At 71.7% G+C, this 21,591-nt stretch carries 21 protein-coding genes and 1 pseudogene; 15 read left to right on the forward strand and 7 right to left on the reverse strand.

From position 1 onward, the window contains the following. Positions 1 to 4 precede the first annotated feature (4 nt). Together ACFZBT_RS32580 and ACFZBT_RS32585 are read right to left on the reverse strand one after the other, a co-directional pair. Complete coding sequence (locus tag ACFZBT_RS32580; RefSeq protein WP_391111275.1) at positions 5 to 823, reverse strand: anti-sigma factor domain-containing protein; 819 nt, start codon at positions 821 to 823, stop codon at positions 5 to 7. Further along, positions 820 to 1,362: a sigma-70 family RNA polymerase sigma factor gene (locus ACFZBT_RS32585; RefSeq protein WP_311124859.1), complete on the reverse strand. Its 543-nt coding sequence runs from the start codon at positions 1,360 to 1,362 to the stop codon at positions 820 to 822. The genes ACFZBT_RS32580 and ACFZBT_RS32585 overlap by 4 nt, the downstream gene beginning before the upstream one ends. 226 nt (positions 1,363 to 1,588) lie before the next feature. Here ACFZBT_RS32585 and ACFZBT_RS32590 point away from each other — a divergent pair, with 226 nt between their 5' ends. The 4 genes from ACFZBT_RS32590 to ACFZBT_RS32605 all read left to right on the forward strand — a co-directional run bounded on the left by ACFZBT_RS32590 (position 1,589) and on the right by ACFZBT_RS32605 (position 8,157). After that, on the forward strand, positions 1,589 to 3,121 hold the full coding sequence (locus ACFZBT_RS32590; RefSeq protein ID WP_391111279.1) for a DUF4331 family protein: 1,533 nt from the start codon (positions 1,589 to 1,591) through the stop codon (positions 3,119 to 3,121). A 111-nt stretch (positions 3,122 to 3,232) separates the two neighbouring features. Next, entirely contained in the window at positions 3,233 to 4,801 is a 1,569-nt protein-coding gene (locus ACFZBT_RS32595) for a tetratricopeptide repeat protein (RefSeq protein WP_391111282.1), read from the forward strand. Then, positions 4,798 to 6,411: a nickel transporter gene (locus ACFZBT_RS32600; RefSeq protein WP_391111284.1), complete on the forward strand. Its 1,614-nt coding sequence runs from the start codon at positions 4,798 to 4,800 to the stop codon at positions 6,409 to 6,411. The genes ACFZBT_RS32595 and ACFZBT_RS32600 overlap by 4 nt, the downstream gene beginning before the upstream one ends. A gap of 114 nt (positions 6,412 to 6,525) precedes the next feature. After that, on the forward strand, positions 6,526 to 8,157 hold the full coding sequence (locus tag ACFZBT_RS32605; RefSeq protein ID WP_391111287.1) for a protein kinase: 1,632 nt from the start codon (positions 6,526 to 6,528) through the stop codon (positions 8,155 to 8,157). Between the two features lie 4 nt (positions 8,158 to 8,161). Here the strand turns inward: ACFZBT_RS32605 and ACFZBT_RS32610 are convergent, their stop codons facing one another. Beyond that, entirely contained in the window at positions 8,162 to 8,968 is an 807-nt protein-coding gene (locus ACFZBT_RS32610; protein ID WP_391111290.1) for a GDSL-type esterase/lipase family protein, read from the reverse strand. Positions 8,969 to 9,248: 280 nt separating this feature from the next. Here ACFZBT_RS32610 and ACFZBT_RS32615 point away from each other — a divergent pair, with 280 nt between their 5' ends. From ACFZBT_RS32615 to ACFZBT_RS32640, 6 genes are all read left to right on the forward strand, one after another. After that, a complete protein-coding gene (locus tag ACFZBT_RS32615; RefSeq protein ID WP_391111293.1) occupies positions 9,249 to 10,454 on the forward strand; it encodes a S8 family serine peptidase in 1,206 nt (401 codons plus the stop codon). Positions 10,455 to 10,935: 481 nt separating this feature from the next. After that, positions 10,936 to 11,757 (forward strand): glycosyltransferase, encoded by an 822-nt coding sequence (locus ACFZBT_RS32620; RefSeq protein WP_391111296.1) that lies wholly within the window; start codon positions 10,936 to 10,938, stop codon positions 11,755 to 11,757. Next, on the forward strand, positions 11,754 to 12,791 hold the full coding sequence (locus ACFZBT_RS32625; RefSeq protein WP_391111299.1) for a glycosyltransferase: 1,038 nt from the start codon (positions 11,754 to 11,756) through the stop codon (positions 12,789 to 12,791). Before ACFZBT_RS32620 ends, ACFZBT_RS32625 begins: the two co-directional genes overlap by 4 nt. Continuing rightward, the gene (locus tag ACFZBT_RS32630; protein ID WP_391111302.1) at positions 12,784 to 13,584 is read left to right on the forward strand and encodes a polysaccharide deacetylase family protein; all 801 of its coding nucleotides are present in this window, start codon (positions 12,784 to 12,786) and stop codon (positions 13,582 to 13,584) included. Before ACFZBT_RS32625 ends, ACFZBT_RS32630 begins: the two co-directional genes overlap by 8 nt. A 122-nt stretch (positions 13,585 to 13,706) precedes the next feature. After that, entirely contained in the window at positions 13,707 to 14,801 is a 1,095-nt protein-coding gene (locus ACFZBT_RS32635) for a DUF5925 domain-containing protein (protein WP_391111305.1), read from the forward strand. A gap of 50 nt (positions 14,802 to 14,851) precedes the next feature. Continuing rightward, the gene (locus ACFZBT_RS32640) at positions 14,852 to 15,625 is read left to right on the forward strand and encodes a DUF72 domain-containing protein (RefSeq protein WP_391111308.1); all 774 of its coding nucleotides are present in this window, start codon (positions 14,852 to 14,854) and stop codon (positions 15,623 to 15,625) included. Positions 15,626 to 15,812: 187 nt separating this feature from the next. On the opposite strand, the gene ACFZBT_RS32645 is transcribed toward ACFZBT_RS32640, so the two are convergent. Continuing rightward, entirely contained in the window at positions 15,813 to 16,181 is a 369-nt protein-coding gene (locus ACFZBT_RS32645; protein ID WP_381432482.1) for a GntR family transcriptional regulator, read from the reverse strand. 71 nt (positions 16,182 to 16,252) lie between these two features. Here ACFZBT_RS32645 and ACFZBT_RS32650 point away from each other — a divergent pair, with 71 nt between their 5' ends. Then, positions 16,253 to 17,182 carry a GNAT family N-acetyltransferase gene (locus ACFZBT_RS32650; RefSeq protein ID WP_391111312.1) on the forward strand — a complete coding sequence of 310 codons (930 nt, stop codon included), beginning with the start codon at positions 16,253 to 16,255 and terminating at the stop codon, positions 17,180 to 17,182. After that, entirely contained in the window at positions 17,163 to 17,663 is a 501-nt protein-coding gene (locus ACFZBT_RS32655; RefSeq protein WP_391111315.1) for a DUF402 domain-containing protein, read from the forward strand. The genes ACFZBT_RS32650 and ACFZBT_RS32655 overlap by 20 nt, the downstream gene beginning before the upstream one ends. Before the next feature lie 10 nt (positions 17,664 to 17,673). On the opposite strand, the gene ACFZBT_RS32660 is transcribed toward ACFZBT_RS32655, so the two are convergent. Beyond that, entirely contained in the window at positions 17,674 to 18,306 is a 633-nt protein-coding gene (locus ACFZBT_RS32660) for a methyltransferase domain-containing protein (RefSeq protein ID WP_391111318.1), read from the reverse strand. Between the two features lie 138 nt (positions 18,307 to 18,444). On the opposite strand from ACFZBT_RS32660, the gene ACFZBT_RS32665 reads away from it, so the two are divergent. Continuing rightward, complete coding sequence (locus ACFZBT_RS32665) at positions 18,445 to 18,579, forward strand: hypothetical protein (RefSeq protein WP_391111321.1); 135 nt, start codon at positions 18,445 to 18,447, stop codon at positions 18,577 to 18,579. A 29-nt stretch (positions 18,580 to 18,608) separates the two neighbouring features. Here ACFZBT_RS32665 and ACFZBT_RS32670 read toward each other — a convergent pair whose 3' ends face one another. Beyond that, on the reverse strand, positions 18,609 to 19,058 hold the full coding sequence (locus ACFZBT_RS32670; RefSeq protein WP_391111324.1) for a GNAT family N-acetyltransferase: 450 nt from the start codon (positions 19,056 to 19,058) through the stop codon (positions 18,609 to 18,611). Positions 19,059 to 19,240: 182 nt separating this feature from the next. On the opposite strand from ACFZBT_RS32670, the gene ACFZBT_RS32675 reads away from it, so the two are divergent. After that, complete coding sequence (locus ACFZBT_RS32675; RefSeq protein WP_391111327.1) at positions 19,241 to 20,263, forward strand: lytic polysaccharide monooxygenase; 1,023 nt, start codon at positions 19,241 to 19,243, stop codon at positions 20,261 to 20,263. A gap of 109 nt (positions 20,264 to 20,372) precedes the next feature. On the opposite strand, the gene ACFZBT_RS32680 is transcribed toward ACFZBT_RS32675, so the two are convergent. Beyond that, positions 20,373 to 21,230 carry an alpha/beta fold hydrolase gene (locus ACFZBT_RS32680; RefSeq protein ID WP_391111330.1) on the reverse strand — a complete coding sequence of 286 codons (858 nt, stop codon included), beginning with the start codon at positions 21,228 to 21,230 and terminating at the stop codon, positions 20,373 to 20,375. A 191-nt stretch (positions 21,231 to 21,421) separates the two neighbouring features. Between ACFZBT_RS32680 and ACFZBT_RS32685 the strand changes: the two are divergent. After that, positions 21,422 to 21,565: pseudogene (locus tag ACFZBT_RS32685) on the forward strand (cupin domain-containing protein); the annotation flags it as partial. Positions 21,566 to 21,591: the final 26 nt, after the last annotated feature.

Consider the following 21,591-nt stretch of genomic DNA (forward strand, 5'->3'; position numbering starts at 1 on the left):
CCGATTACTCTCCGAATCCAACAGATTTCAGGGCGAGTTGGACGATGGGCTGGGTGGTGGGCTGCGAGGACCCGCCGGCGGGCTCGACGGTTACGGCCAGTGACGTCGCGGAGGAGCCGAGACGGGTCGCGACCAGGGGCGTGTCGCCTTTCAGGAGCCCCAGGGAGCGTGGTTGCGCGCCTGGGCGCATGAGCCACAACTGGTGCACCCGGCCGCCCGGCGGGGTGCTGTATCCGCCGAGGGTGACCACCGCGCTCCCCTCCGTCGCGGAAGCGATCACTCCGATCGTTCGGCCCCGCGTGTCCCGGCCGCTGCTCGCACGGGCGTCCGGAGCCGCCAGAACGTGGGCGATCTCACGCGACCGGTCCCGCTCGGCGGCCAGTTCGTCCTGGGTCCGGTTCGCCTGGACGGCGAACAGCGAGGCGACGACGAGGGCCGCGGCGGCGGTCGCCGTGGCGAAGGGCACGAACAGCGGGATCCGGCGCCGCCCGCGCTGCCGGGGCGGCGGCTGGTTGCCCCACACGTGCGGCGGCAACTGTGTCGCACGCGCGCGGGCCGGTTCGCGTGCCGCCTCCTGGGGCACCGGGTCCTGCGGAGTCGTCCGTACGGCGGCCATGACGCGGTCGCGCATGGCGGCCGGGGCCGGGGCGGCCGCCGACCAGGCGAGCCGGACGGCGTCCTCGGACAGGTCACGCACCTCGGCGGCGCAGCGGTCGCAGTCCTTCATATGCCTCTCGAAACGGACCCGCTCCGGGGGTTCCAGGGCGTCGAGCGCGTAGGGCGCGGCGAGCGAGTGCGGGTCCTCGCGGCGGAAGAGACTCATGCCACGCCTCCCAGGCACTCGCGCATCCGGGTCAGCCCGTCGCGCATCCGCGTCTTGACGGTGCCCAGCGGCAGGGAGAGCCGCTCGGCCACCTCACGGTAGGTGTAGCCCTCGTAGTAGGCGAGGGTGACGGACTGGCGCTGGAGTTCGGTGAGGCGGTCCAGGCAGCGGCGCACCCACTCGCGTTCGAGTCCCGCCTCGACCTCCTCGGTCACCTGGTCGAACGCGGGGAAGTGGGCGCGCCAGGCCTCGCGCTGCTCGCGCTCCCCCGCCGCGCGGGCGCTGCGCACCCGGTCGACGGCACGGCGGTGGGCGAGGGTGAGGATCCAGGACAGCGCGCTCCCCCGGTCCGGGTCGAACTTCGCGGCGGACCGCCACAGTTCGAGCAGCACCTCCTGAGCCACCTCCTCCGACTGGGCCGGATCGCGCACCACGCGCCGTACAAGACCGAACACCGGGCCGGACACCAGTCCGTACAGCTCCTCGAAGGCCTGGTGGTTCCCGCCCGCCACGAGCAGCAGCAGTTCGTCCGCCTCCACTCGTTCCCCCTCTCCGAGGCCGCATCGGGCCTGTCCCCTCACACGAGGTATTCGCAACGCACACACCTCCGGATGGGGTTACGGATCATCTCGCCGAAAACGCGGGTCCCCGACGATGAAACAACTTTTCAGTCGCGCCGTAAGAACGTTTGAGATTCGACCAATCCGCTCTGCCGACCACTCCGAATGGCGTGTGTCAGGCAAGTTGGCACCGAGGACGGACGGCATGACACCTAGCTTCAGGACCGGCGCGGGGCGCCGGAGCATCGCGACTGTGATCTGTGGTGCGCTGGCCACCGGCGGGCTCACCGCCGCCGGTGTGACCGCGCTGGCGCCTGAGGAGGCCTCCGCCTCCAGCCACCGCGAGGCCCCGCTGATCTCGGGGACACCGCAGTTCGACAACACCGACGTGTACGCGTTCGTCAGCCCGGACAAGCCGGACACGACGACCATCGTCGCAAACTGGATCCCGATGGAGGAACCGGCGGGCGGGCCCAACTTCTTCACGTTCGCCGAGGACGCCGAGTACGACCTGCGCATCGACAGCAACGGTGACGCGCAGGAAGACCTGCTGTTCCGGTACACGTTCAAGACGCACACGAAGAACGACAAGACGTTCCTGTACAACACGGGCCCGGTCGAGAGCCTCGACGACCCCGACCTCAACATCACGCAGACGTACGACATCGAGCTGATCAAGCTGAAGGACCTGAAGGCGGTCTCGAAGACCAAGGTCGCCGACGATGTGCCGGTGGCACCGTCGAACGTCGGCAAGGCGTCGATGCCGGACTACAACACCCTGCGCAAGCAGGCGATCCACAAGCTCGCCGGGGGCGCCCAGACGTTCGCCGGGCAGGCCGACGACCCGTTCTTCCTGGACCTGAGGGTCTTCGACCTGCTGTACGGCGGGAACCTCTCCGAGGTCGGCAACGACACGCTCAAGGGCTACAACGTCAACTCGATCGCGCTGCAGGTCCCCAACAGCTTCATCGCCGAGTCGCACGAACAGCCGATCGTCGGAATCTGGTCGACGACGCAGCGCAAGAACGCCAAGGGCTACTACTCCCAGGTCTCGCGCCTCGGCATGCCGCTGGTGAACGAGGTCGTCAACCCGATCAAGGACAAGGACAAGTTCAACGCGTCCGCGCCCCGGGACGACGCCCAGTTCCTGGAGAACGTCACCAACCCGGAGCTGCCCAAGCTCATCGAGGCGATCTACAAGATCCCCGCGCCCGACGAGCCGCGCAACGACCTGGTCGACGTGTTCCTCAAGGGCGTCAAGGACCTCAACCAGCCGCCGCACGTGACGCCGTCGGAGCAGCTGCGGCTCAACACGTCCATCAAGCCGGCCGCCAAGCCCAAGCGGCTGGGTGTCCTGGACGGTGACAACGCGGGCTTCCCGAACGGGCGTCGGCTCACCGACGACGTGATCGACGCGTCGCTCCAGGTCGTCGAGGGTGAACTGCTCGGTGCCAAGAACGACCTCGGCGACGCGGTGAACGAGAACGACAAGAAGTTCGGCAAGTCCTTCCCGTACCTGGCCAACCCGACCGAGGGTTCGCGCGGCCCGCTCGCCAAGGGCGTGGACGGCGGCAACGACGTCCGCAGCCAGCTGGGCGACGCGCTGCAGCCGGCCGGCGCCGAGGGCTCGGACGACATGCGCCTGATCGCCGCGTCCGCAGGAGCCGGCGCGGGCGGGATCGTCCTGATCGGCGCGGCCCTGATGTGGTGGCGCCGGATGCGGAACCGGGCGTACTGACCCGTTCCGTTCCCCCTGTCCGGCGCGGCCCGTTCCCACCCATCCCCCACGGCACGGGCCGCGCCTTCCACCTCCCCACACCCGCACCCGCACAGCCGACTGAGGAGACCCATGCCTCCGCGTACGACGGACAGCGCACCGGAGAAGCGCGACGACGACAGCGCGCCGACCGCACGGCCACGCCCGGACCACGAGCGGGCCGCGGAGGCCTCGGAGGCGGGGGCCGAGCACGCTGTGGACGAGAGTGGCTCCCGGTCGGACAGCGAGAGCGCACCCCCCGCCGGTGAGGTCGTCGACCAGCGCGTGGCCGCGCTGCGGCGGACCGCAGACGGCGCCCGGCGCTGGCGAGCGGCTCATCTGGCCGGGTGCGCCGCGCTGCTGGCGGTGGCGCTCACCGGTGGGGCCATCGCCTTCGGGGGTGCGGGGAACGGCCGGGCGGGCGCCGACGCGGCCGCCGTGTCCGCGGCCGGGGCGTTGTCGCCGGGCGCGCTGGCCCGGGGGGATCTCGACTCGGGGATCGCGTCCCTGCAGAAGCATCTCCGCGCCCAGCCGAGGGACTTCGGCAGCTGGGCCACCCTCGGCGTGGCCTACGTCGAGCAGGCCCGGACGAAGGGCGACCCCTCGCGCTATCCGCAGGCCGAGCGCGCGCTGAAGCGGTCCCTCGCACTGGAGCCCGGCAACGACCCGGCGCTGGCCGGCCGGGCCGCCCTCGCCGCGGCCCGGCACGACTTCCCCGGCGCCCTGAAGTACGCCGACCGGGCCCTGGAGCAGAACCCCTACAACGAACGCGCGCTGTGCACCCGTATCGACGCCCTCGTCGAACTCGGCCGGTACGGCGACGCCGAGAAGGCCGCCGACACCGCCGACGACAGGCGCCCTGGGATACCCGTCTTCACGCGGTACGCGTACGTGCGGGAGCTGCGCGGCGACGTCCGCACGGCGCGTGAGGTGCTGGAACGCGCCCTGGACTCCGCCGACTCACCCGCAGACGTCGCCTACGTGGCCACCGCCCTCGGGCAACTCGCCTGGAACCAGGGCAACTACAAGGCGGCCCTCGACGGCTACGCCCGCGCGCTCGCCGCCGACGACTCCTACCTGCCCGCCCTGGAGGGCCGCGCCCGTGCCGAGGCGGCGGACGGTGACCGTACGGCCGCGGTGAAGGGCCTGGAGCAGGTGGTCGCCCGCTTCCCGCTGCCCGGCCCGCTCGTCGCCCTCGGTGAGCTGTACGAGGACCGCGGTGGCGACGGCGACCGGGCGAAGGCGGGTGACCAGTACGCGCTGGTCGACGCCTGGACGGCGCTGGCCCGCGCCGGCGGTGTCAACGCCGACCTCGACTCGGCCATGGCCGCCGCCGACCACGGCGACAAGAAGGAGGCCCTGCGCGCCGCCCGTGCCGAGTGGGACCGCCGCCACAGCGTGCACACCGCCGACGCGCTCGCCTGGGCCCTGCACGTCAACGGCCGCGACGAGGAGGCCCTGCCGTACGCCCGCCGGGCCACCGCCACCGGCTACCGCAACGCGGCCTTCTTCTTCCACCGCGGGATCATCGAACGCGCCACCGGCGACGAGCGCGAGGCCCGCGACCACCTCAAGGCCGCGCTCGACCTGAACCCCGGCTTCTCGCCCCTCGGCGCCCGCGAGGCCCGTACCGCGCTCAAGGACCTGGAGAAGAACCGGTGACCCTGCGCCGACTGTTCGCGTCCGGCGCCGCCGTCCTCACGGCCGCCTGCGCGCTCACTCTGCTGCCCGCCGCCACGGCGAGCGCCCACCCGCTGGGCAACTTCACCGTCAACCGCTACGACGGTCTCGTCGCCGCCCCCGGCGAACTCCGGGTCCGGCACGTCGAGGACCTCGCCGAGATCCCGGCGACCCAGGCGAAGCCGGACGTCGAGCGGCTGGGCATCGCCCTGTGGGCCCGTGAGCGGTGCGCCACGGCCGCCGCGGAGAGCAGGGTGACCGTCGACGGCCGCACCGCCGCCCTCACCGCCGAGCGCAGCCGGGCCCGGGTGCGGGCCGGGCAGGCGGGGCTCGACACCCTCCGCGTGGAGTGCGAGCTGACCGCTCCCCTCCCGTCGGACAAGGAGAGCGTGTCGCTCGGCTTCCGCGGCGCGGGCGCCTCCTCGGGGCCGGGCTGGCGGGAGGTCACGGCGCGTGGCGACCGTATGACCCTCACCGCCTCGGACGTACCCGAGAAGTCGATATCGGCCGAACTGACCAAGTATCCCGAGGAGTTGCTCTCCTCTCCGGCCGACACCGCGTCGGCCGCCCTGCGGGTGCGTCCCGGCGGGGCGGCGCTGGCCGAGGAGGAGTCGGACGCCCCTGCCGCCTCCGTGCTGCCGCGCGGCGCCGACCGCTGGACGCGTGCCCTGGACGAGCTGGTCGCCCGGCACGACCTCACCGCGGGCTTCGCCGCGCTGGCTCTCGGCATCGCCGTCGTCCTCGGCGCGATGCACGCGATCGCCCCCGGCCACGGCAAGACCATCATGGCCGCGACGGCGGCAGCCCGGGGCGGTCAGGCCCGGATGAAGGACGTCCTGCCCATGGCCGCCTCGGTGACGGTCACCCACACCCTGGGCGTGGTCGCCCTGGGCGTGCTGGTCACGGCCGGTTCGGCGGCGGCCCCTTCGGTGATCGCCTGGCTCGGCGTCGCCAGCGGCCTGTTGGTCACACTGGCGGGCGCGAGCCTGGTCCGGCGCGCGCTGCGCGGCCGTGCGCACACGCACGGACACACCCATGGCGGCCACACCCACACACACGACGACAAGAGCCACGCCCACAGCCACCAGCACGACGATCACCACCATCACGACCACAAGCACGACCACGCGCACGGCCATGACCACAAGCACGACCACGCGCACGGCCATGACCACGACCACGACCACTCCCACCCGCACACGGTCGTGCACACCCACGGCGGCTTCACCCACTCGCACCCCGTCGCCCCCACCCTCCGCGGCACGATCCTCATGGGCTTCGCGGGCGGACTCGTGCCCAGCCCGTCCGCCGTGGTGGTGCTCGTCGGAGCCGCGGCCCTCGGCCAGGCCTGGTTCGGTCTGCTGCTCGTCGTCGCGTACGGCGTCGGGCTGGCGCTCACCCTGACGGCCTGCGGATACGCCGTCGTCAAGGCGGGCAGCGGGATGACCCGGCTCCTGGACCGGCGTCCCCGCTGGACGGCGGGCCCGATGGCGGCCCTGGTACGCCGCACCGCACCCCTCGGTTCGGCCTTCGCCGTGGTGGTGCTCGGCGCCGGACTGGTGTTCAAGGGGGCGGCATCCGCACTCGGCTGAGCTACGTTCGTGAGAAAACAGGCGTCAAAGGGAAAGCGGACGTCGTGAGGAAATCCGGCCTCGTGGGGAAAACAGACCTCGTGGAGATTTCGCCCGGCTGCGAATGGGGGCTCCGTGTCCGAAGAACCGGGCCATGAGCGAGTGATCGCGGGCCGCTACCGGCTCCTGGCGCCGCTCGGCGAGGGCGGCATGGGGACGGTGTGGCGCGCCCGTGACGAGGTGCTGCACCGCGAGGTCGCCGTCAAGGAGGTGCGCGCCCCGGCCGGCATCGCGGCCGACGACGTGCAGCGGATGTACGCCCGGCTGGAGCGTGAGGCGTGGGCGGCCGCCCGTGTCGCCAGCGGGAACGTGGTGACCGTATACGACGTGGCGACGGACGGCGGTCGGCCGTGGATCGTCATGGAGCTGGTCCGCGGGCTTTCTCTGGCGGAGGTGCTGGAAGCCGAGGGCCCGATGCCGCCGCAGCGGGCCGCGCACATCGGCGCCGAGGTGCTGGCCGCGCTGCGGGTGGCGCACGAGGCCGGGGTGCTGCACCGGGACGTGAAGCCGGCCAACGTGCTGATCTCGAACGACGGCCGGATCGTGCTCACCGACTTCGGGATCGCCATGGTCGAGGGCAGCTCCGCGCTGACCATGACCGGCGAGGTCATCGGCTCGCCGGAGTTCCTCGCCCCGGAGCGGGCGCTCGGCCGCACGCCGGGCCCGGAGTCCGACCTGTGGTCGCTCGGGGTGCTGCTGTACGCCGCGGTCGAGGGCCACTCCCCCTTCCGTCACGACACGCCGCTGAGCACGCTGCGCGCGATCGTCGACGAGGAGCTGCCACCGCCGCACCGGGCCGGTCCGCTCGCCCCGGTCATCGAGGGACTGCTGCGCAAGGATCCCGAGCAGCGGCTGCCGCCCGAGCGGGCCGAGCAGGACCTGCGGGTCATCGCCGCGGGCGGCGCGCCGAGCGCTGACACCACCCGGGCCGTCCCGTTCCCGCCTCCGGCCGCGGCCCGCCCCGAGTCCGCCGCCACGCCCCCGATGCCGTTCCCGGGGCAGCCGATGCCCTCCGGCGCGGGGGCGACGACGACGGCCACCCGTCAGGATCGCGACCGCCGGACCGGCCGGGTGCTGGTCGCGGGCGTGGTCGCCTTGGCCCTCGCGGTGGGCGGGCTGACGTACGCGCTGCTGAACAACGGCGACGGCGACCGGGACCAGGGTGCCGGGGCGAGTACGCCCGCCGAGACAAAGGGCCCGCCGCGGAACACGGGGAGCGGCAAGTCCAGTCCGTCCCCGACACCGAGCGAGAGCGAGAGCGAGGAGAGCAGTCCGCCGCCGCAGTCGGTGCGGGTGGCGTTGGAGGGCTCGCGTACGGACTACTCGGGTCCGTGTCCGCCGCCGAACGCGGAGGCGCCGAGGTTCACGGCGACGTTCACGGTGGGGAGGCTGCCGGCCGAGGTGCGCTACCGCTGGGTGACCCAGGACGGCTCGGTGCTGGACGGGGGCTGGAAGACGATGTCGTTCCCGGAGAGCGGCGGCCGCACGAAGCAGGACGCGCTGAACGTGACGACCCGCGAGGAGTCCGGGACGATCGAGAACGAGATCAGCGTCGAGGTACAGGAGCCGGTGCGCACGACGTCCGAGGCGGTGCCGTTCTCTCTGACCTGCGAGTCGGAGACCCCGACGGGCGGGGCCTCCCCTTCTCCTTCGGACACGGACCCGGACTCCGACTCGGGTTCCGGCTCGGACTCGGACTCCGGATGACCGGTCAGTCGTTGGCGTTGAGCACCGGCAGATAGCCACCCGACTGGCCGGGGGCCTTCGGGTGGTAGGACTCGCCGATGTTGAGCCAGCTGACGCTGTGCAGCCAGGAGTCGCCGGAGCAGATCTCGTGGCCGGTGAAGGCGTTGCGTACGTCGCCGAAGGTGAAGCCGTGGTCGGCGGCGCGCTTGGCGACGGCGGTGTTGAGGTAGTCGGAGGCGTCGTTGATGGCCTTGCGCTTGGTCTCGGAGAGGCCGAGACAGGTCGTGCCGAGCTTGTAGAAGCGGGGGTAGCCGAGGACGACGACGCGTGCGTTGGGTGCCTTGGAGCGGATCGCCGAGTACACGCCGTCGAGCTTGCCGGGCAGCGTGGAGTCGACGTACGCGCGGGCGGTGTTGATGCGGGAGACGCAGGAGCTGTCGGACTGGGTCACACAGGTCGTCATGACGTCGGCGAATCCGGCGTCGTTGCCGCCCACGCTGACGGACACGAGGGCGGTGGCGCTGCTCAGAGGGCCGAGCTGACCGGACAGAACATCACCCGTTCGGGCGCCCGAGCAGGCCGTGAAGTCGAAGGTCGAGGGTGAGTGTGCGGCGGCCCAGAGGTAGGGATAGGCCTTCGTGCTGCGCTTGCAGTCGCCGCTGGAGCTGATGTAGCTGCCGGCGCCCACCCCGGAGGAGTAGGAGTCACCGAGCGCCACATAGCCGCCAGTTGCGGCGAGAGAGGACGCCTGCGCCGTCGCTGCCCCGGTGAGGGCGGTACCGACGGCGAGGAGGAGCGAGCTCACGAAGACGACAATGGGGGAACGTCTCATGGAACCTCCCTTTAGCAGGATTTCTGCCATAACTGTCGTAGCAGCTACGCGTGTTGACAGGAAGTGTCCATGCCAAGTCCGTTGATTTATTTCGTGCTCATGACAGATTTGTTGACGGGTGCTCAACTCTCTTGTTCTACGCCGGTAGATGGTCGACGCTTTACTCCGGCCGAGAGCGGAACGCGACGCTCCTCGGCCGGAGTGCGCGAGCACGCGCACCGCCCCCACATGACGCGCGCCCCACCCAGGCGCGCGCCGCCTAGAGGAGGACTCCCTCGTTATGGCACAACTGCGTAGCAAGAGACTCGGGCTCGCCGCGATCACCTCTCTGGCGACCGCCGCCCTCGTGGGCGGGTTCACCGCCCTGCCCGCCCAGGCCGCCCAGGCCGAGGGCCGGGTGCTCGCCGCGGACTCCCCGACCGCGATCAAGGACAGCTACATCGTCACACTCAAGAAGAGCGCGGGGCTGAAGGCGTCCTCGGCCGCGGGCAAGGGCCTGGTGAAGGAGTACGGCGGCACGGTCGAGCGGACCTTCGGCAAGGCGCTGAACGGCTACTCCGCGGCCCTCTCCGCCACGGAGGCCAAGCGGCTCGCCGCCGACCCGGCCGTGGCCTCTGTCGAGCAGAACCAGCGGGTCCAGGCAGACGCCACCCAGACCAACGCCCCCTGGGGTCTGGACCGTATCGACCAGACCTCGCTCCCGCTCTCCGGTACCTACACCTACCCGGACAGCGCGGGCGGCGGCGTGACGGTCTATGTGATCGACACCGGTGTGCGCGTCACCCACCAGCAGATCAGCGGCCGTGCCGCGCACGGTTACGACGCCGTCGACGGCGACAACAACGCCTCCGACGGCAACGGCCACGGCACCCATGTGGCCACCACGATCGCGGGCACGACCTACGGTGTCGCCAAGAAGGCGAAGATCGTGGGCGTGCGGGTGCTGAACAACAGCGGCTCCGGCACCACGGCCGGCGTGATCGCGGGCATCGACTGGGTGACGCAGAACCACTCCGGCCCCTCGGTCGCCAACATGTCGCTCGGCGGCGGCGCCTCGGCCTCGCTGGACACGGCGGTCCGCAACTCCATAGCCAGCGGCGTCACGTACGCCGTCGCCGCGGGCAACAGCAGCACCACCGCCTCCTCGTCCTCCCCGGCCCGGGTCACCGAGGCCATCACGGTCGGCGCCACCACCAGCACCGACGCCAAGGCGAGCTACTCCAACTACGGCTCGGTCCTGGACATCTTCGCGCCCGGCTCGTCCATCACGGCCGGCTGGCACACCAGCGACACCGCGACCAACACCATCTCCGGCACCTCGATGGCGACCCCGCACGTCGCGGGCGCGGCGGCGGTCTACCTGGCGGGCCACACCTCCTCCACCCCGGCCCAGGTCGCCTCGGCCCTGGTCGCCGGTGCCACCACCGGCAAGGTCACCAGCGCGGGTACGGGATCGCCGAACCGGCTGCTGAAGCTCGTGCAGTAACCGGCGAGAACGCCGGCACCTGAAGAACCGTTCCCCGGAGGCTTGCCCGAGCCGCCGGGGAACGGCCGTTTCCGTGACCGGAACCGTTCAACTTGCGACGCATAAAACACATCACGTAACGACCAAACCAACAAAAACGTGAGAGGCCGTTCCAGGTCTTGCCATACAGGTTCAATCGTCAATACCGTCATACATCTCACCCGCATCGGTCCGTCAGCAAGCGGCTCTAGGGGAGGGCTCAAGGACCGCGACGTACCGGCGCGGGGCGCGGTAGGGGGGTGCCGTGCTCGGTGACCGCTTTTGGTGGCCGGGCCGTGCCGCGCGGTCGGCTGCCGTTTTCGCGGCCGGCCAGTTTTGCCAGCTCACCCGGCGTGCCCGAAGCTCCATCTCGGCGTGCCACGGGTGAGAACCCCCCTTTCGAACCGGATTGGATCCGGACTGCCCTGGGGGGGCGGTCCACCGGACGAGAGGGCCCAGACTCATGAGCTCAGTTCTGCAGCCGGCCGCCGCGGAGCAGCATCCGCCGACCGCCTCCAAGTACCGACCCGTCTCCTCTCACCTGGCCATCGCGCCGCCGGTGAGCGTGGTCATCCCGGCCATGAACGAGGCGGAGAACCTTCCCTACGTCTTCAAGACCCTGCCCGACTGGATACACGAAGTGGTCCTGGTCGACGGGAACTCCACCGACGACACGGTCCAGGTGGCCCGCGAGCTGTGGCCCGAGGTCAAGGTCGTCGAGCAGCGCGGCAAGGGCAAGGGCGACGCCCTGATCACCGGGTTCCAGGCCTGCACCGGCGACATCATCGTGATGGTCGACGCGGACGGCTCGGCGGACGGGGGCGAGATCCTGTCGTACGTCTCCGCCCTGGTCTCCGGCGCGGACTTCGCCAAGGGCTCCCGCTTCGCCAACGGCGGCGGCACCGACGACATGACCTTCATCCGCAAGCTCGGCAACTGGGCGCTGTGCACGGCCGTCAACCGCAAGTTCGGCGCCCGCTACACCGACCTGTGCTACGGGTACAACGCGTTCTGGCGGCACTGCCTCGACAAGATCGACCTCGACTGCACCGGCTTCGAGGTCGAGACCCTGATGAACATCCGGGTCGTCAAGGCCGGCCTCAAGGTGCAGGAGATCCCGAGCCACGAGTATCTGCGCATCCACGGCACCAGCAATCTGCGGGCCGTGCGGGACGGGCTGCGCGTGCTGCGGGTGATCCTCCAGGAGCGCTCCAACCGCCGTGCGCTGCGCCGCCGTTCGGACCGGTCGCCGATGGTGGACGCCCTGCGGGGAGAGGTGTCTTGAGCGGTCCCGGCATCTCCGTCGTGATCTGCGCGTACACCGAGGACCGCTGGGAGGACATCCTCGCGGCGGTCTCCTCGGTGCGGGCGCAGTCACGGCCGGCCCTGGAGACGCTGCTGGTCGTCGATCACAACGACACGCTCCGGGAGCGGCTGGCCAAGGAGTACGAGGAGTACGACGAGCCCTCCGAGGGCGCTGTGGTGCGGGTGCTCGCGAACGCGGGCCCCCGTGGCCTGTCCGCGGGCCGCAACACCGGGATCGCGGCGGCGCGCGGTGAGGTCGTCGCCTTCCTCGACGACGACGCCGTGGCCGAGCGCGACTGGCTGCGGCATTTCGCCGAGGCGTACACCGACCCGCGGGTGATGGCGGTCGGCGGGCGTACGGTGCCGGTCTGGGCGTCGGGGCGGCGGCCGGACTGGTTCCCGGAGGAGTTCGACTGGGTGGTGGGCTGCACCTACCGGGGTCTGCCGCGCGGCCGGGTCCGGGTGCGCAACGTCCTCGGTGGCAACGCCTCGTTCCGCCGCAGCGCCTTCGACGCGGCGGGCGGCTTCGCCACCGGCATCGGCAGGGACGGCGACAAACGCCCGCTGGGCTGCGAGGAGACGGAACTGTGCATCCGTCTCAGCCGCGCCCGGCCCGACGCGGTACTGCTGATCGACGACCGGGCAGTGATCCACCACCGGGTGCCCGAGGTCCGCGAGCACTTCCGCTACTTCCGTACGCGCACCTACGCCGAGGGCCTGTCCAAGGCCCTGGTGGCCCGGAGTGTCGGCGCCGAGAAGGGGCTGGAGTCGGAGCGCCGGTATACGACCCGGGTGCTGCCGGCCGGGGTGGCGCGGGGCCTTCGGGACACGCTGCTGGCCCGGCCGGGCGGTGTGGGCCGGGCGGGCGCGATCGTCGCCGGGGTGCTCACGGCGGCGGGCGGATACGTGGTGGGGAGCGTGCGGGCCCGGCGGGGCGGGGCGACGTTCTCGGTGCCCGTGGTGCAGACGGCGCAGCCGTCGTCCGCGCCGGAGGAGGTGCGGGTCCGTGAGTGACGTACGCGTACCGATCCTCATGTACCACGCGGTCGCGACCGATCCGAACGACGCGACCCGCGCCCTGTCCGTGACCCCGGCGGCGTTCGCCGAGCAGATGGCGGTGCTCGCGGACCGAGGTCTGACACCGCTCACCACGGCCGGACTCGCCGCGTGCTGGCGCTCCGGCCGGCCGCTGCCCGAGCGGCCGGTCCTCATCACCTTCGACGACGGCTACGAGGGCGTGCACCGGCACGCGCTGCCCGTGCTCGCCAAGCACGGCTTCCCGGCCACGCTGTTCGTCTCGACCGGGTGGCTGAAAGGGCCGTACGACACCGGCGGCGGCCTGGACACCATGCTGGACTGGGACCAGGTCCGTGAGCTCGCCGCGGCGGGCGTCGAGATCGGCGGGCACAGCCACACCCACCCCCAGCTCGACCAGGTCTCCGACGCCACGCTGCGGTTCGAGCTGATCCACTGCAAGGAGATCGTGGCGGACCAACTGGGCACCGTGCCGGCCTCGTTCGCCTACCCCTACGGCTACTCCAGCCGCCGGGTCCGGCGGGCGGTGCGCGAGACGGGGTACTCGCAGGCACTCGCCGTGGGCAACGGCCTCGCGCGCCGCGCGCAGGGGCCGTACGCCCTGCGGCGCGTGACGGTGCGCCGCGGCACGGAGATCGACGAGTTCGAGCGGGTGATCGAGGGCCACGCGATCGCCCGTACGTTCGCCGGGGACCGTGCCCTGACCAAGGGGTACGCCCTGGTCCGCAGGACCCGGCAGGCACGCCGGCTGGTGTCCCGCTCCGGGGGCTGACCCGCCCGGGCTTCGGGGCCTGACCCGCACAGGCTTCGGGGCCTGACCCGCGCGGGGGGAACCCGCCGCGTGCACCGGGAAACCGGGTGCACGCGGCGCCCTGGTGCCGGATCATGGCGGGCATGTCTGGAAACCCGCACGAGGCGCTGCCGATCCGGCTCAACGTCGACGACTCCGACTCCCCGTCCGATGTCGTCGACGCGCTGTTCCTCGGCCGCTTCGCGACGGGCGAGCAGCCGTACTCCCACGCGGCGAACATCGACCGCGTACGGTCCGGGGCGGCGCTGATGCCGCCCGGCGCCCGTGTGCTGCGCGTCGCGCGGGACGACGACCGCAGCGCCACGCTGGCGGAGGGCGACGGCTGGACGCTGCTGGTCTCCCGCTGGAACCGGGGCGCCGACGTCACGGTCACCGCCACCAGCGCGGAGCTGGCACAGAAGGTCCTCGACCAGGCCACGGACGGCGCGGCGGACGAGCCCGAACCACAGCCCGAGAACGTCACGATGGGCTTCTGGTACGTCTCCCCGCGCCGCGGCCCGCACCGCACGACCCGCCAGATCGCGGCGGGCACCTGGGAGGAGGTGCGGCCCAACTACACCGCGCCGGTGGCGGACGCCATGGACCGCCTGATGAAGACCACCCCGGAGGACATCGCAGGCCGGCTGCTCCTGCTGCACGGCCCGCCGGGCACCGGCAAGACGTCCGCGCTGCGCACCCTGGCCCGTTCCTGGCGGGACTGGTGCCAGGTGGACTGCGTGCTGGACCCCGAGCGGCTCTTTTCCGACGTCGGCTACTTGATGGACATCGCGATCGGCGAGGAGGACGCGACGGGCAAGGGCCGCTGGCGGCTGCTCCTCCTGGAGGACTGCGACGAGCTGATCCGCGGCGAGGCCAAGCACACGGCGGGCCAGGCCCTGTCGAGGCTGCTGAACCTCACGGACGGACTGCTCGGCCAGGGCCGCAACGTCCTCGTCGGTGTCACGACCAACGAGGACCTGGAACGCCTGCACCCCGCCGTAGTCCGCCCCGGCCGCTGTCTCGCCCGGATCGAGGTGGGTCCGCTGACCCGCTCGGAGGCGGTGGGCTGGCTGGGCCACGAGGACGGTGTCGGCCGCGAGGGCGCGACCCTGGCCGAGCTGTACGCGCTGCGCCGCGGCACGTCACCGACGGCCCTGCCCGAGCCGCGCGGGGACGCCGACGCGGGGCTGTATCTGTAGGAGGTCCCCCTCTGCGGGACGTCCCCGCCGACCGGTGTTTTGATGGGGTTATGACCCTGTTCGTCGGCACGTCCGGGTGGCAGTACAAGGACTGGCGGAACGTCCTGTACCCGTCCGGGCTGCCGATGCGGCTCTGGCTGGAGGAGTACGCCCGGCACTTCGCGACGGTCGAGATCAACAACGCGTTCTACCGGCTGCCGGCACGGGAGACCTTCGAGGACTGGCGGAGGCGGGTGCCCGGGGACTTCGTCGTCGCGGTCAAGGCGAGCCGCTATCTGACCCACATCAAGCGGCTCAAGGACCCCGAGGAGCCGGTGCACCGCCTGATGAGCCACGCGGCGGGCCTGGGGAGCCGCCTCGGCCCGGTCCTCCTCCAGCTCCCGCCCAACCTGCGCGCCGACCCCGGCCTCCTGGACGCCTGCCTCGCCTGCTTCCCCGACTCGACCCGGGTCGCGGTCGAGCCCCGCCACGACTCCTGGTGGACACCGGAGGTCCGCACGGTCCTGCGGTCCCGTGGCGCGGCCCTGTGCTGGACCGACGTCCTGGCCCGTCCCGCGACGCCGCTGTGGCGCACCACCGACTGGGGTTACGTCCGCTTCCACCAGGGCCGCGCCCACCCCTGGCCCCGCTACGGCCGGCGCTCCCTGGCCACCTGGCTCGACCGCATCGCCACGACCTGGCCGGGCGGCGAGGACGTCTACGCGTACTTCAACAACGACCCGGGCGGCGCGGCGGTGGAGGACGCGAGAACGTTCGCGCGGGTGGGGAGGTCGGCGGGCCTGGAGATCACACGGACACCGGGGCGTCTGGCGCGGGCCGGCTGACGGGACTTTCCTCTCCGCCGACGATGTGCGACGGAAGGCCGTACGTCGGCCGCGGCACCGTTGTGGCCGGTCGCGCAGTTCCCCGCGCCCCCAGGGGGCGTCGCCCTGGGGGCGGGGGGAACTGCGCGAACAACCCCCACCGGCCCGCACCCGGACGACAACCCGACCCGACCAGCAACCCGACGCCCTACTCCCCGTAAGCCGCCCGCAGGGCATCCCGGACCGCCGCCAGCGCGTCGGCCTCCGTGAGCCCGAGCCGCCGGGCCCGCTCCACATAGGCCTGCGCCGCGGTCGCCAGCTCCCGGTCCGCCGCAGCGCCCGCGGCTGCCACGAACGTCCCGTTGCGCCCCCGCGTCTCGATCACGCCGTCCGCCTCCAGCGCCCGGTACGCCTTGGCGACGGTGTTCGCGGCGAGTCCCAGCGACTCGGCCAGCCCTCGCACGGTCGGCAGCCGGTACCCCACCGGCAGCGCGCCCGACCGGGCCTGTTCGGAGATCCGTGCCCGCACCTGCTCGTACGGCGGAGCACTGTCATCGATGTCGATCTTCAACGTCACAGGCCGATTGTCCCGTACCCGGCGGAAAATGAGAGGCACCCGGAGTGCGCCTCCACGTAACGTCCGCCTCCATGACCGTGATCGTGCGCGACCTGCGCCCCGACGTCCGAGCCGATGCCGAGGGGTTCTCCGACACCCGTCGCCTCGCCCTTCCCTACATGTTGTCCACCCCCGAGTCGGTGGTGCACACCCTGACGCACGCCCACCCGGACGCCCACTTCGGGCAGCTCGTCGCCGAGGAGGACGGCGAGATCATCGGCACGGCCCAGATCAGCGTCGCCCACGACAGCCCGGAGCCCGGCCAGGGCTCCGCCAACATCTACGTACGCCCCGGACACACGGGGCGCGGCGCCGGGTCGCTCCTGCTGCGCACCGCCGAGGAGCGCCTGGGACTCCTGGGTGTCACCAAGCTGTTCACCTGGGTGCTGGACGAGCCGGGCAACCGAGCCTTCGCCGAGCGGCACGGCTTCCGGGCCAGCCGTTCCGCCTGGTTCCTGCGCCTGGCTATGGCGGACGGCACCCTGCCGCCCCGCCAGGACCTGCCGGCGGGCGTCGAGCTGCGCACGGCCGCCGACTTCGCGGACGACCCGCGTCCCGTGTTCGAACTGGACGCGGAGGCCTCGTCGGACGAACCGAGCGACATCGACGTGGAGTTCACGGACTACGAGGCCTGGATCGAGGAAACCTGGAAGCAGCCGCTCCTGGACCACGAGCTGACCACGATCGCGGTCGTCGACGGACGCCTCGCCGCCTTCACCGCGGCCTACACCGACGGCGGCTCCCGTTACGCCACCGCCATGACCGGCACCGCCCGCGCGTTCCGGGGCCGGGGCCTGGCCAAGCTCGCCAAGAACGACTCCCTGCACCGCGCCCGCGCCGCGGGGTACACGGAGGCCTTCACCGGCAACGACACCGGCAACGAACCGATGATCGCCATCAACAAGTGGTTCGGCTACGAGACCTGCGCGAAGGAAATACGGTATGTCCGCGAACTCGGCTGACCGGCTGCAGCAACTGGACGTCGCGCTCGTCAAGGCGGGCCGCACGAAGATCCGTTACACCGGTGAGCTCCTGGCGGACGACGGCACCCGCGTCACGGTCCGCGCCCCGTGGGCGGGCAGCGGCGTACGCGACTTCGGGTTCGTCCGCTTCGAGCCCGGGGACGTCTTCACGGAGTACTACTGGCGCGACCGCTGGTACGCGGTGAAGGAGGTCCGCTCGGCCACGGGCACGCTGAAGGGCTGGTACTGCGACATCACCCGCCCCGCCGTCCGGTCCGGCCAGGAACTGCTCGTCGAGGACCTCGACCTGGACCTCTGGCGCTCCGCCGACGGCACGGACGTACGCCGCCTCGACGAGGACGAGTTCGCGGAAAGCGGCATCGCCGAGACGGACCCGGCGGCCGCGGCCGCCGCCCTGGCCGCACTCGACGAACTGGAGACCCTGGCCCGCGACGGGGACTTCCGCACGCTCCTGGCCTGACCTCTCCGTTTCAGCCCGTCACCGCGACCACCGCATACCGCTCGTCGGCCACTTCCCCGCCCCACAACAGCGGATCGCCCGACAGCCGCTCCACCCGCACCTGCCCGGCGACCGGGGCGAGGAGCGCGGCGAGCCGCTCCGCCGGTATACCGACCGGATCGACAGTCCCCCACACGCCCTCGACCAGCACGAGCCGCCCTCCCGGCCGCAGCAGCCCGGCCCAGTGCCGCAGGGCGCGGCCGGGGTCGGGCAGGGCCCACAGGACATGCCGTACGAGAACGACGTCGTAGCGCTGCTCCCCGATCGGCGGGGCCGCTGCATCACCGACGAGGAACACCGCGTCGCGCCCGGCCAGTTTCTCCCGGGCGAGCGTCACCATCGCCGGCGAGAGGTCCACACCCGTCACCCGGTGTCCCTGTTCGGACGCGAGGAGCGACAGGCTGCCGGTGCCGCAGCCGAGGTCGAGGACATCGCCCGCGCGGGCGGGCAGCCAGCCGCGCAGCCGCCCGGCCCAGGCGCGGCGCACCCCGTGGTCGCGCAGCCCGTGGTCCGGCTCCTCGTCGAAGGAAGCGGCCCGCGCGTCCCAGTCCACGTCCGGGCGAGGGGTGTTCGTCGAGGTCACAGGTTCACCGTCATGCGTCATGGGCCCAAGAGTGACACCCGCCACTGACACTCGAATGGTGACAGGCGCCACAGACAGACCGGGAGCGATGAGGAACTCTCCCCCGAAAGGTCTACCTCCGTGAGAACGCGGAACCCGGTAGCCCCCAAGGAGGCAGCCATGCGCCGTGTGACCGTGCAGAAGCCCCTGAAGAAGTCGGACGTCCGCAGGATCCGCGAGGAGACCGACGAGTGCCCCGGCGGGCGCCCGGAGGTCCGCAAGGACGTCGCACGCACATGGTGGCCGGACAGCTGACCGGCCGGTGCCGAGAACATGAGAGGCGCTCAGAGCAGCCGCTTGCGGTAGTGGACGCGGTCGTAGGGCCCGTCCACCCGGCGCTCCACGAGCTCGTAGCCGTACCTCGGGTAGATCCGCTGGTTCTCCCACATCATCGCGTTCGTGTAGAGCCTGATCTCGGGCAGGCCCAGCGCACGCGCGCGTGCCTCGACGAAGCGAAGCAGCCGTCGCCCCACTCCCCTGCCGTGCGCGGTGGGGTGGACGGCGATGGTGTCGAGGAAGAGATGGTCCTCGAAGGCCTCTACCACGACGAGGCCGCTCACGGGCTCGCCTGTCACGAACACCTTCCCCGCGGCCACGTTCGCCGCGTGGTCCTCCTCCATGGGCTGCGGTACCCGGCCGATGCGCTCGATGTAGGGGCGGAAGGCCGCGTCGATCACGCTCTGGACGACCGGTACGTCGGCCGCTCCGGCCGGCCGGATCTCCTCGTCTGCCATGCCGCGACGGTACCTACCTGATGCCAGTCTGAGCACTCCCTTAACGCGGCCATAAGGATCTCCTCCACCCGTCTCCAGCAGGCGATTTCACGGTTCTGAGGGGCTAGCTTCGGATCACCCCCACGGGATCCGGCCCACTCGGGCCCGGCCCTGTCCCATGCACCGTTTCGAGGAGTTCCCGCATGCCCGCACGCCGCACGGTAGCCACCGTCGCCGCCCTCGGCAGCCTGCCGCTCGTCCTGACCGCGCTGACCGCCACACCGGCGGCCGCGCACGGCTCCATGGGCGACCCGGTCAGCCGGGTCTCGCAGTGCTACGCCGAGGGCCCCGAGAGCCCGAAGTCGGCCGCGTGCAAGGCGGCCGTCGCGGCGGGGGGCACCCAGGCCCTCTACGACTGGAACGGCATCCGCATCGGCGACGCGGGCGGACGGCACCAGCGGCTTATCCCGGACGGCAAGCTGTGCAGCGCGAACAACGCCCAGTTCAAGGGGCTCGACCTGGCCCGCGCCGACTGGCCCGCGACCAGCGTGCGCAGCGGCTCGCACACCTTCAAGTACCGCGTGACGGCGCCCCACAAGGGCACCTTCAAGGTGTACCTCACCAAGTCCGGCTACAACCCGGCCAAGCCGCTGGCCTGGAAGGACCTGGATCTGAAGAACCCGGTGGCGACGTCCACCGACCCGGCGGCCAAGGGCGGTTTCTACACCTTCTCCGGCACCCTGCCCCAGCGTTCGGGCAGGCATCTGCTGTACGCGGTCTGGCAGCGGTCGGACAGCCCGGAGGCGTTCTACTCCTGCTCGGACGTCTCCTTCGGAGGCGGCGGTGACAAGGGGAAGGGCGGCACGGGCCCGGCCCCGGCCCCGACCGCCTCGGCTCCCACCAAGAAGCAGATCGAGGACGGCAGCGACAAGTCGACGATCGAGAACCACGGGCACGGCGACCACGACGCCAAGACGTCGGCGGAGCCGGCCGCCGCCCCGGAGAGCACCACCTCGGGGAACACCGCCTCGGACGAGCCGAAGGCGGCAGCCGCTCCCAACCGCCCCAAGGCGGCCGGTGCCACCGAGAACCTCGCCGAGACCGGTGGCGACACCAGCACGACGTACCTCGCGATCGGCGGCGCGGCCGCGCTGGCGATCGGCTCGTCGGCCCTGTTCCTCACCGCCCGGCGCCGGGCGGTGAGCGGCGGCCGCCACGGCCGCTGACCAGCGTCCGCCCCCTGACTCGGGGCCTGCCCGGCGGCTCAGGCCGGACAGGCCCCGAAACGTTTCCTCTACACGTGTCAGCGGTACGCGTGTCATCGGCCTACACGTGTCAGTCGAACGCCGAAGCACAAGTGGTGGGCCGGGCCCGCTCAGGATCCAGCGCGTTGGCCACCTCGTGGAAGGCGATCCGGTCGAGCAGCCCGATGGCCACATGCTCCGACAGATCCACCGGGCACAGATCCTGGAGCAGGACGTTGCGCACGTCCGGCCCGCTCAGGTACTGGCTGCGCCACGGCGTGACCACCTCGTCGTACTTGGTGGCGATGACGGTGTAGCGCACGCCCGGCACAGTGTCGCCGCCCGCGTTCAGCCGCTCGAGGAAGTCGGAGCCGGCGACCTGGTCGGCGAGGGCGGGGGTGTTCTTCGCCAACAGGTCCGCGGCACCCGGGAAGTAGGGCAGCAGGTTGGCGAATCCGCTCAGGGTGGTCCCGTGGTTGGAGGGTGCGATGCCGACCAGGGCGTTCACCTTGGCCGCTCCGCCGAGGAACCGCAGGTACCAGCGGGGCATCATGCCGCCCTGCGAGTGTCCGACGACGTCGGTCTCGGCGGCGCCGGTCGCGGCGAGCACCTTGTCGACGAAGTCCTTCAGCTGTCCTGCGGACTTCTCGACGGGCCCGAGGCCGTGGAAGAAGGGGACGCCCTCGAGCTGGCCGTAGTCGAGGGAGAAGACGCAGTAGCCGCGGACCTTCAGATAGGGGGCGAGGCCCAGCCAGTTGTCGACGGAGTTCCCGAGGGTGCCGTGGACCAGGACGACGGGGCGGGGATGGGCGGCGGACGGCTTGCAGGAGTAGTCGTTCCAGCCGGCGCTGGGGGCGGCGGCCTGGGCGGTGGTGGCGGGGACGGTGACGGCCGCGGCGGTCAGCAGCAGCGCGGCCAGGGGTCTGAGCACTCGTTTCCAGGGCAGCATCGAGTGATCTCCTTGCGGGTCAAGGGAAGTGCGACGGCACGACGCCTGTGATCCGGATCACGAGGATGCTGTTCACTCGTCAAGTTACGGGCGAGTAGCCAAGCTGGGAAGTTACGCGTCAGTAAAAACTTCCAGCGGCAACCGGCACCGACCACCCCACCCCTGCCACCGCCCTCACCAGGCAGGTCGCAGACACGGTGATCATCAACCCCGGCACCACCTTGACCGTGGAGAACCCGACCGACCGGACCGCGTACTCCTGGGTCACCACCTCCATCGGCCTGGAGGCCCACCTGGCCGACGGCACCCGCATCGCACCGCCGTGGGCCAACTGACGTCACATGGGGGGGAATCACGTGGG

Source organism: Streptomyces sp. NPDC008137 (assembly GCF_042957035.1).
Lineage (GTDB): Bacteria > Actinomycetota > Actinomycetes > Streptomycetales > Streptomycetaceae > Streptomyces.

Coding starts and splice junctions, on each gene's coding strand:
- ACFZBT_RS32580 (WP_391111275.1), bottom strand. CDS start 823: ATGAGTCTCTTCCGCCGCGAGGACCCGCACTCGCTCGCCGCGCCCTAC.
- ACFZBT_RS32670 (WP_391111324.1), bottom strand. CDS start 19,058: ATGGCAGACGAGGAGATCCGGCCGGCCGGAGCGGCCGACGTACCGGTC.
- ACFZBT_RS32595 (WP_391111282.1), top strand. CDS start 3,233: ATGCCTCCGCGTACGACGGACAGCGCACCGGAGAAGCGCGACGACGAC.
- ACFZBT_RS32650 (WP_391111312.1), top strand. CDS start 16,253: ATGACCGTGATCGTGCGCGACCTGCGCCCCGACGTCCGAGCCGATGCC.
- ACFZBT_RS32610 (WP_391111290.1), bottom strand. CDS start 8,968: ATGAGACGTTCCCCCATTGTCGTCTTCGTGAGCTCGCTCCTCCTCGCC.
- ACFZBT_RS32635 (WP_391111305.1), top strand. CDS start 13,707: ATGTCTGGAAACCCGCACGAGGCGCTGCCGATCCGGCTCAACGTCGAC.
- ACFZBT_RS32590 (WP_391111279.1), top strand. CDS start 1,589: ATGACACCTAGCTTCAGGACCGGCGCGGGGCGCCGGAGCATCGCGACT.
- ACFZBT_RS32660 (WP_391111318.1), bottom strand. CDS start 18,306: ATGACGCATGACGGTGAACCTGTGACCTCGACGAACACCCCTCGCCCG.
- ACFZBT_RS32620 (WP_391111296.1), top strand. CDS start 10,936: ATGAGCTCAGTTCTGCAGCCGGCCGCCGCGGAGCAGCATCCGCCGACC.
- ACFZBT_RS32665 (WP_391111321.1), top strand. CDS start 18,445: ATGCGCCGTGTGACCGTGCAGAAGCCCCTGAAGAAGTCGGACGTCCGC.
- ACFZBT_RS32640 (WP_391111308.1), top strand. CDS start 14,852: ATGACCCTGTTCGTCGGCACGTCCGGGTGGCAGTACAAGGACTGGCGG.
- ACFZBT_RS32675 (WP_391111327.1), top strand. CDS start 19,241: ATGCCCGCACGCCGCACGGTAGCCACCGTCGCCGCCCTCGGCAGCCTG.
- ACFZBT_RS32655 (WP_391111315.1), top strand. CDS start 17,163: ATGTCCGCGAACTCGGCTGACCGGCTGCAGCAACTGGACGTCGCGCTC.
- ACFZBT_RS32680 (WP_391111330.1), bottom strand. CDS start 21,230: ATGCTGCCCTGGAAACGAGTGCTCAGACCCCTGGCCGCGCTGCTGCTG.
- ACFZBT_RS32615 (WP_391111293.1), top strand. CDS start 9,249: ATGGCACAACTGCGTAGCAAGAGACTCGGGCTCGCCGCGATCACCTCT.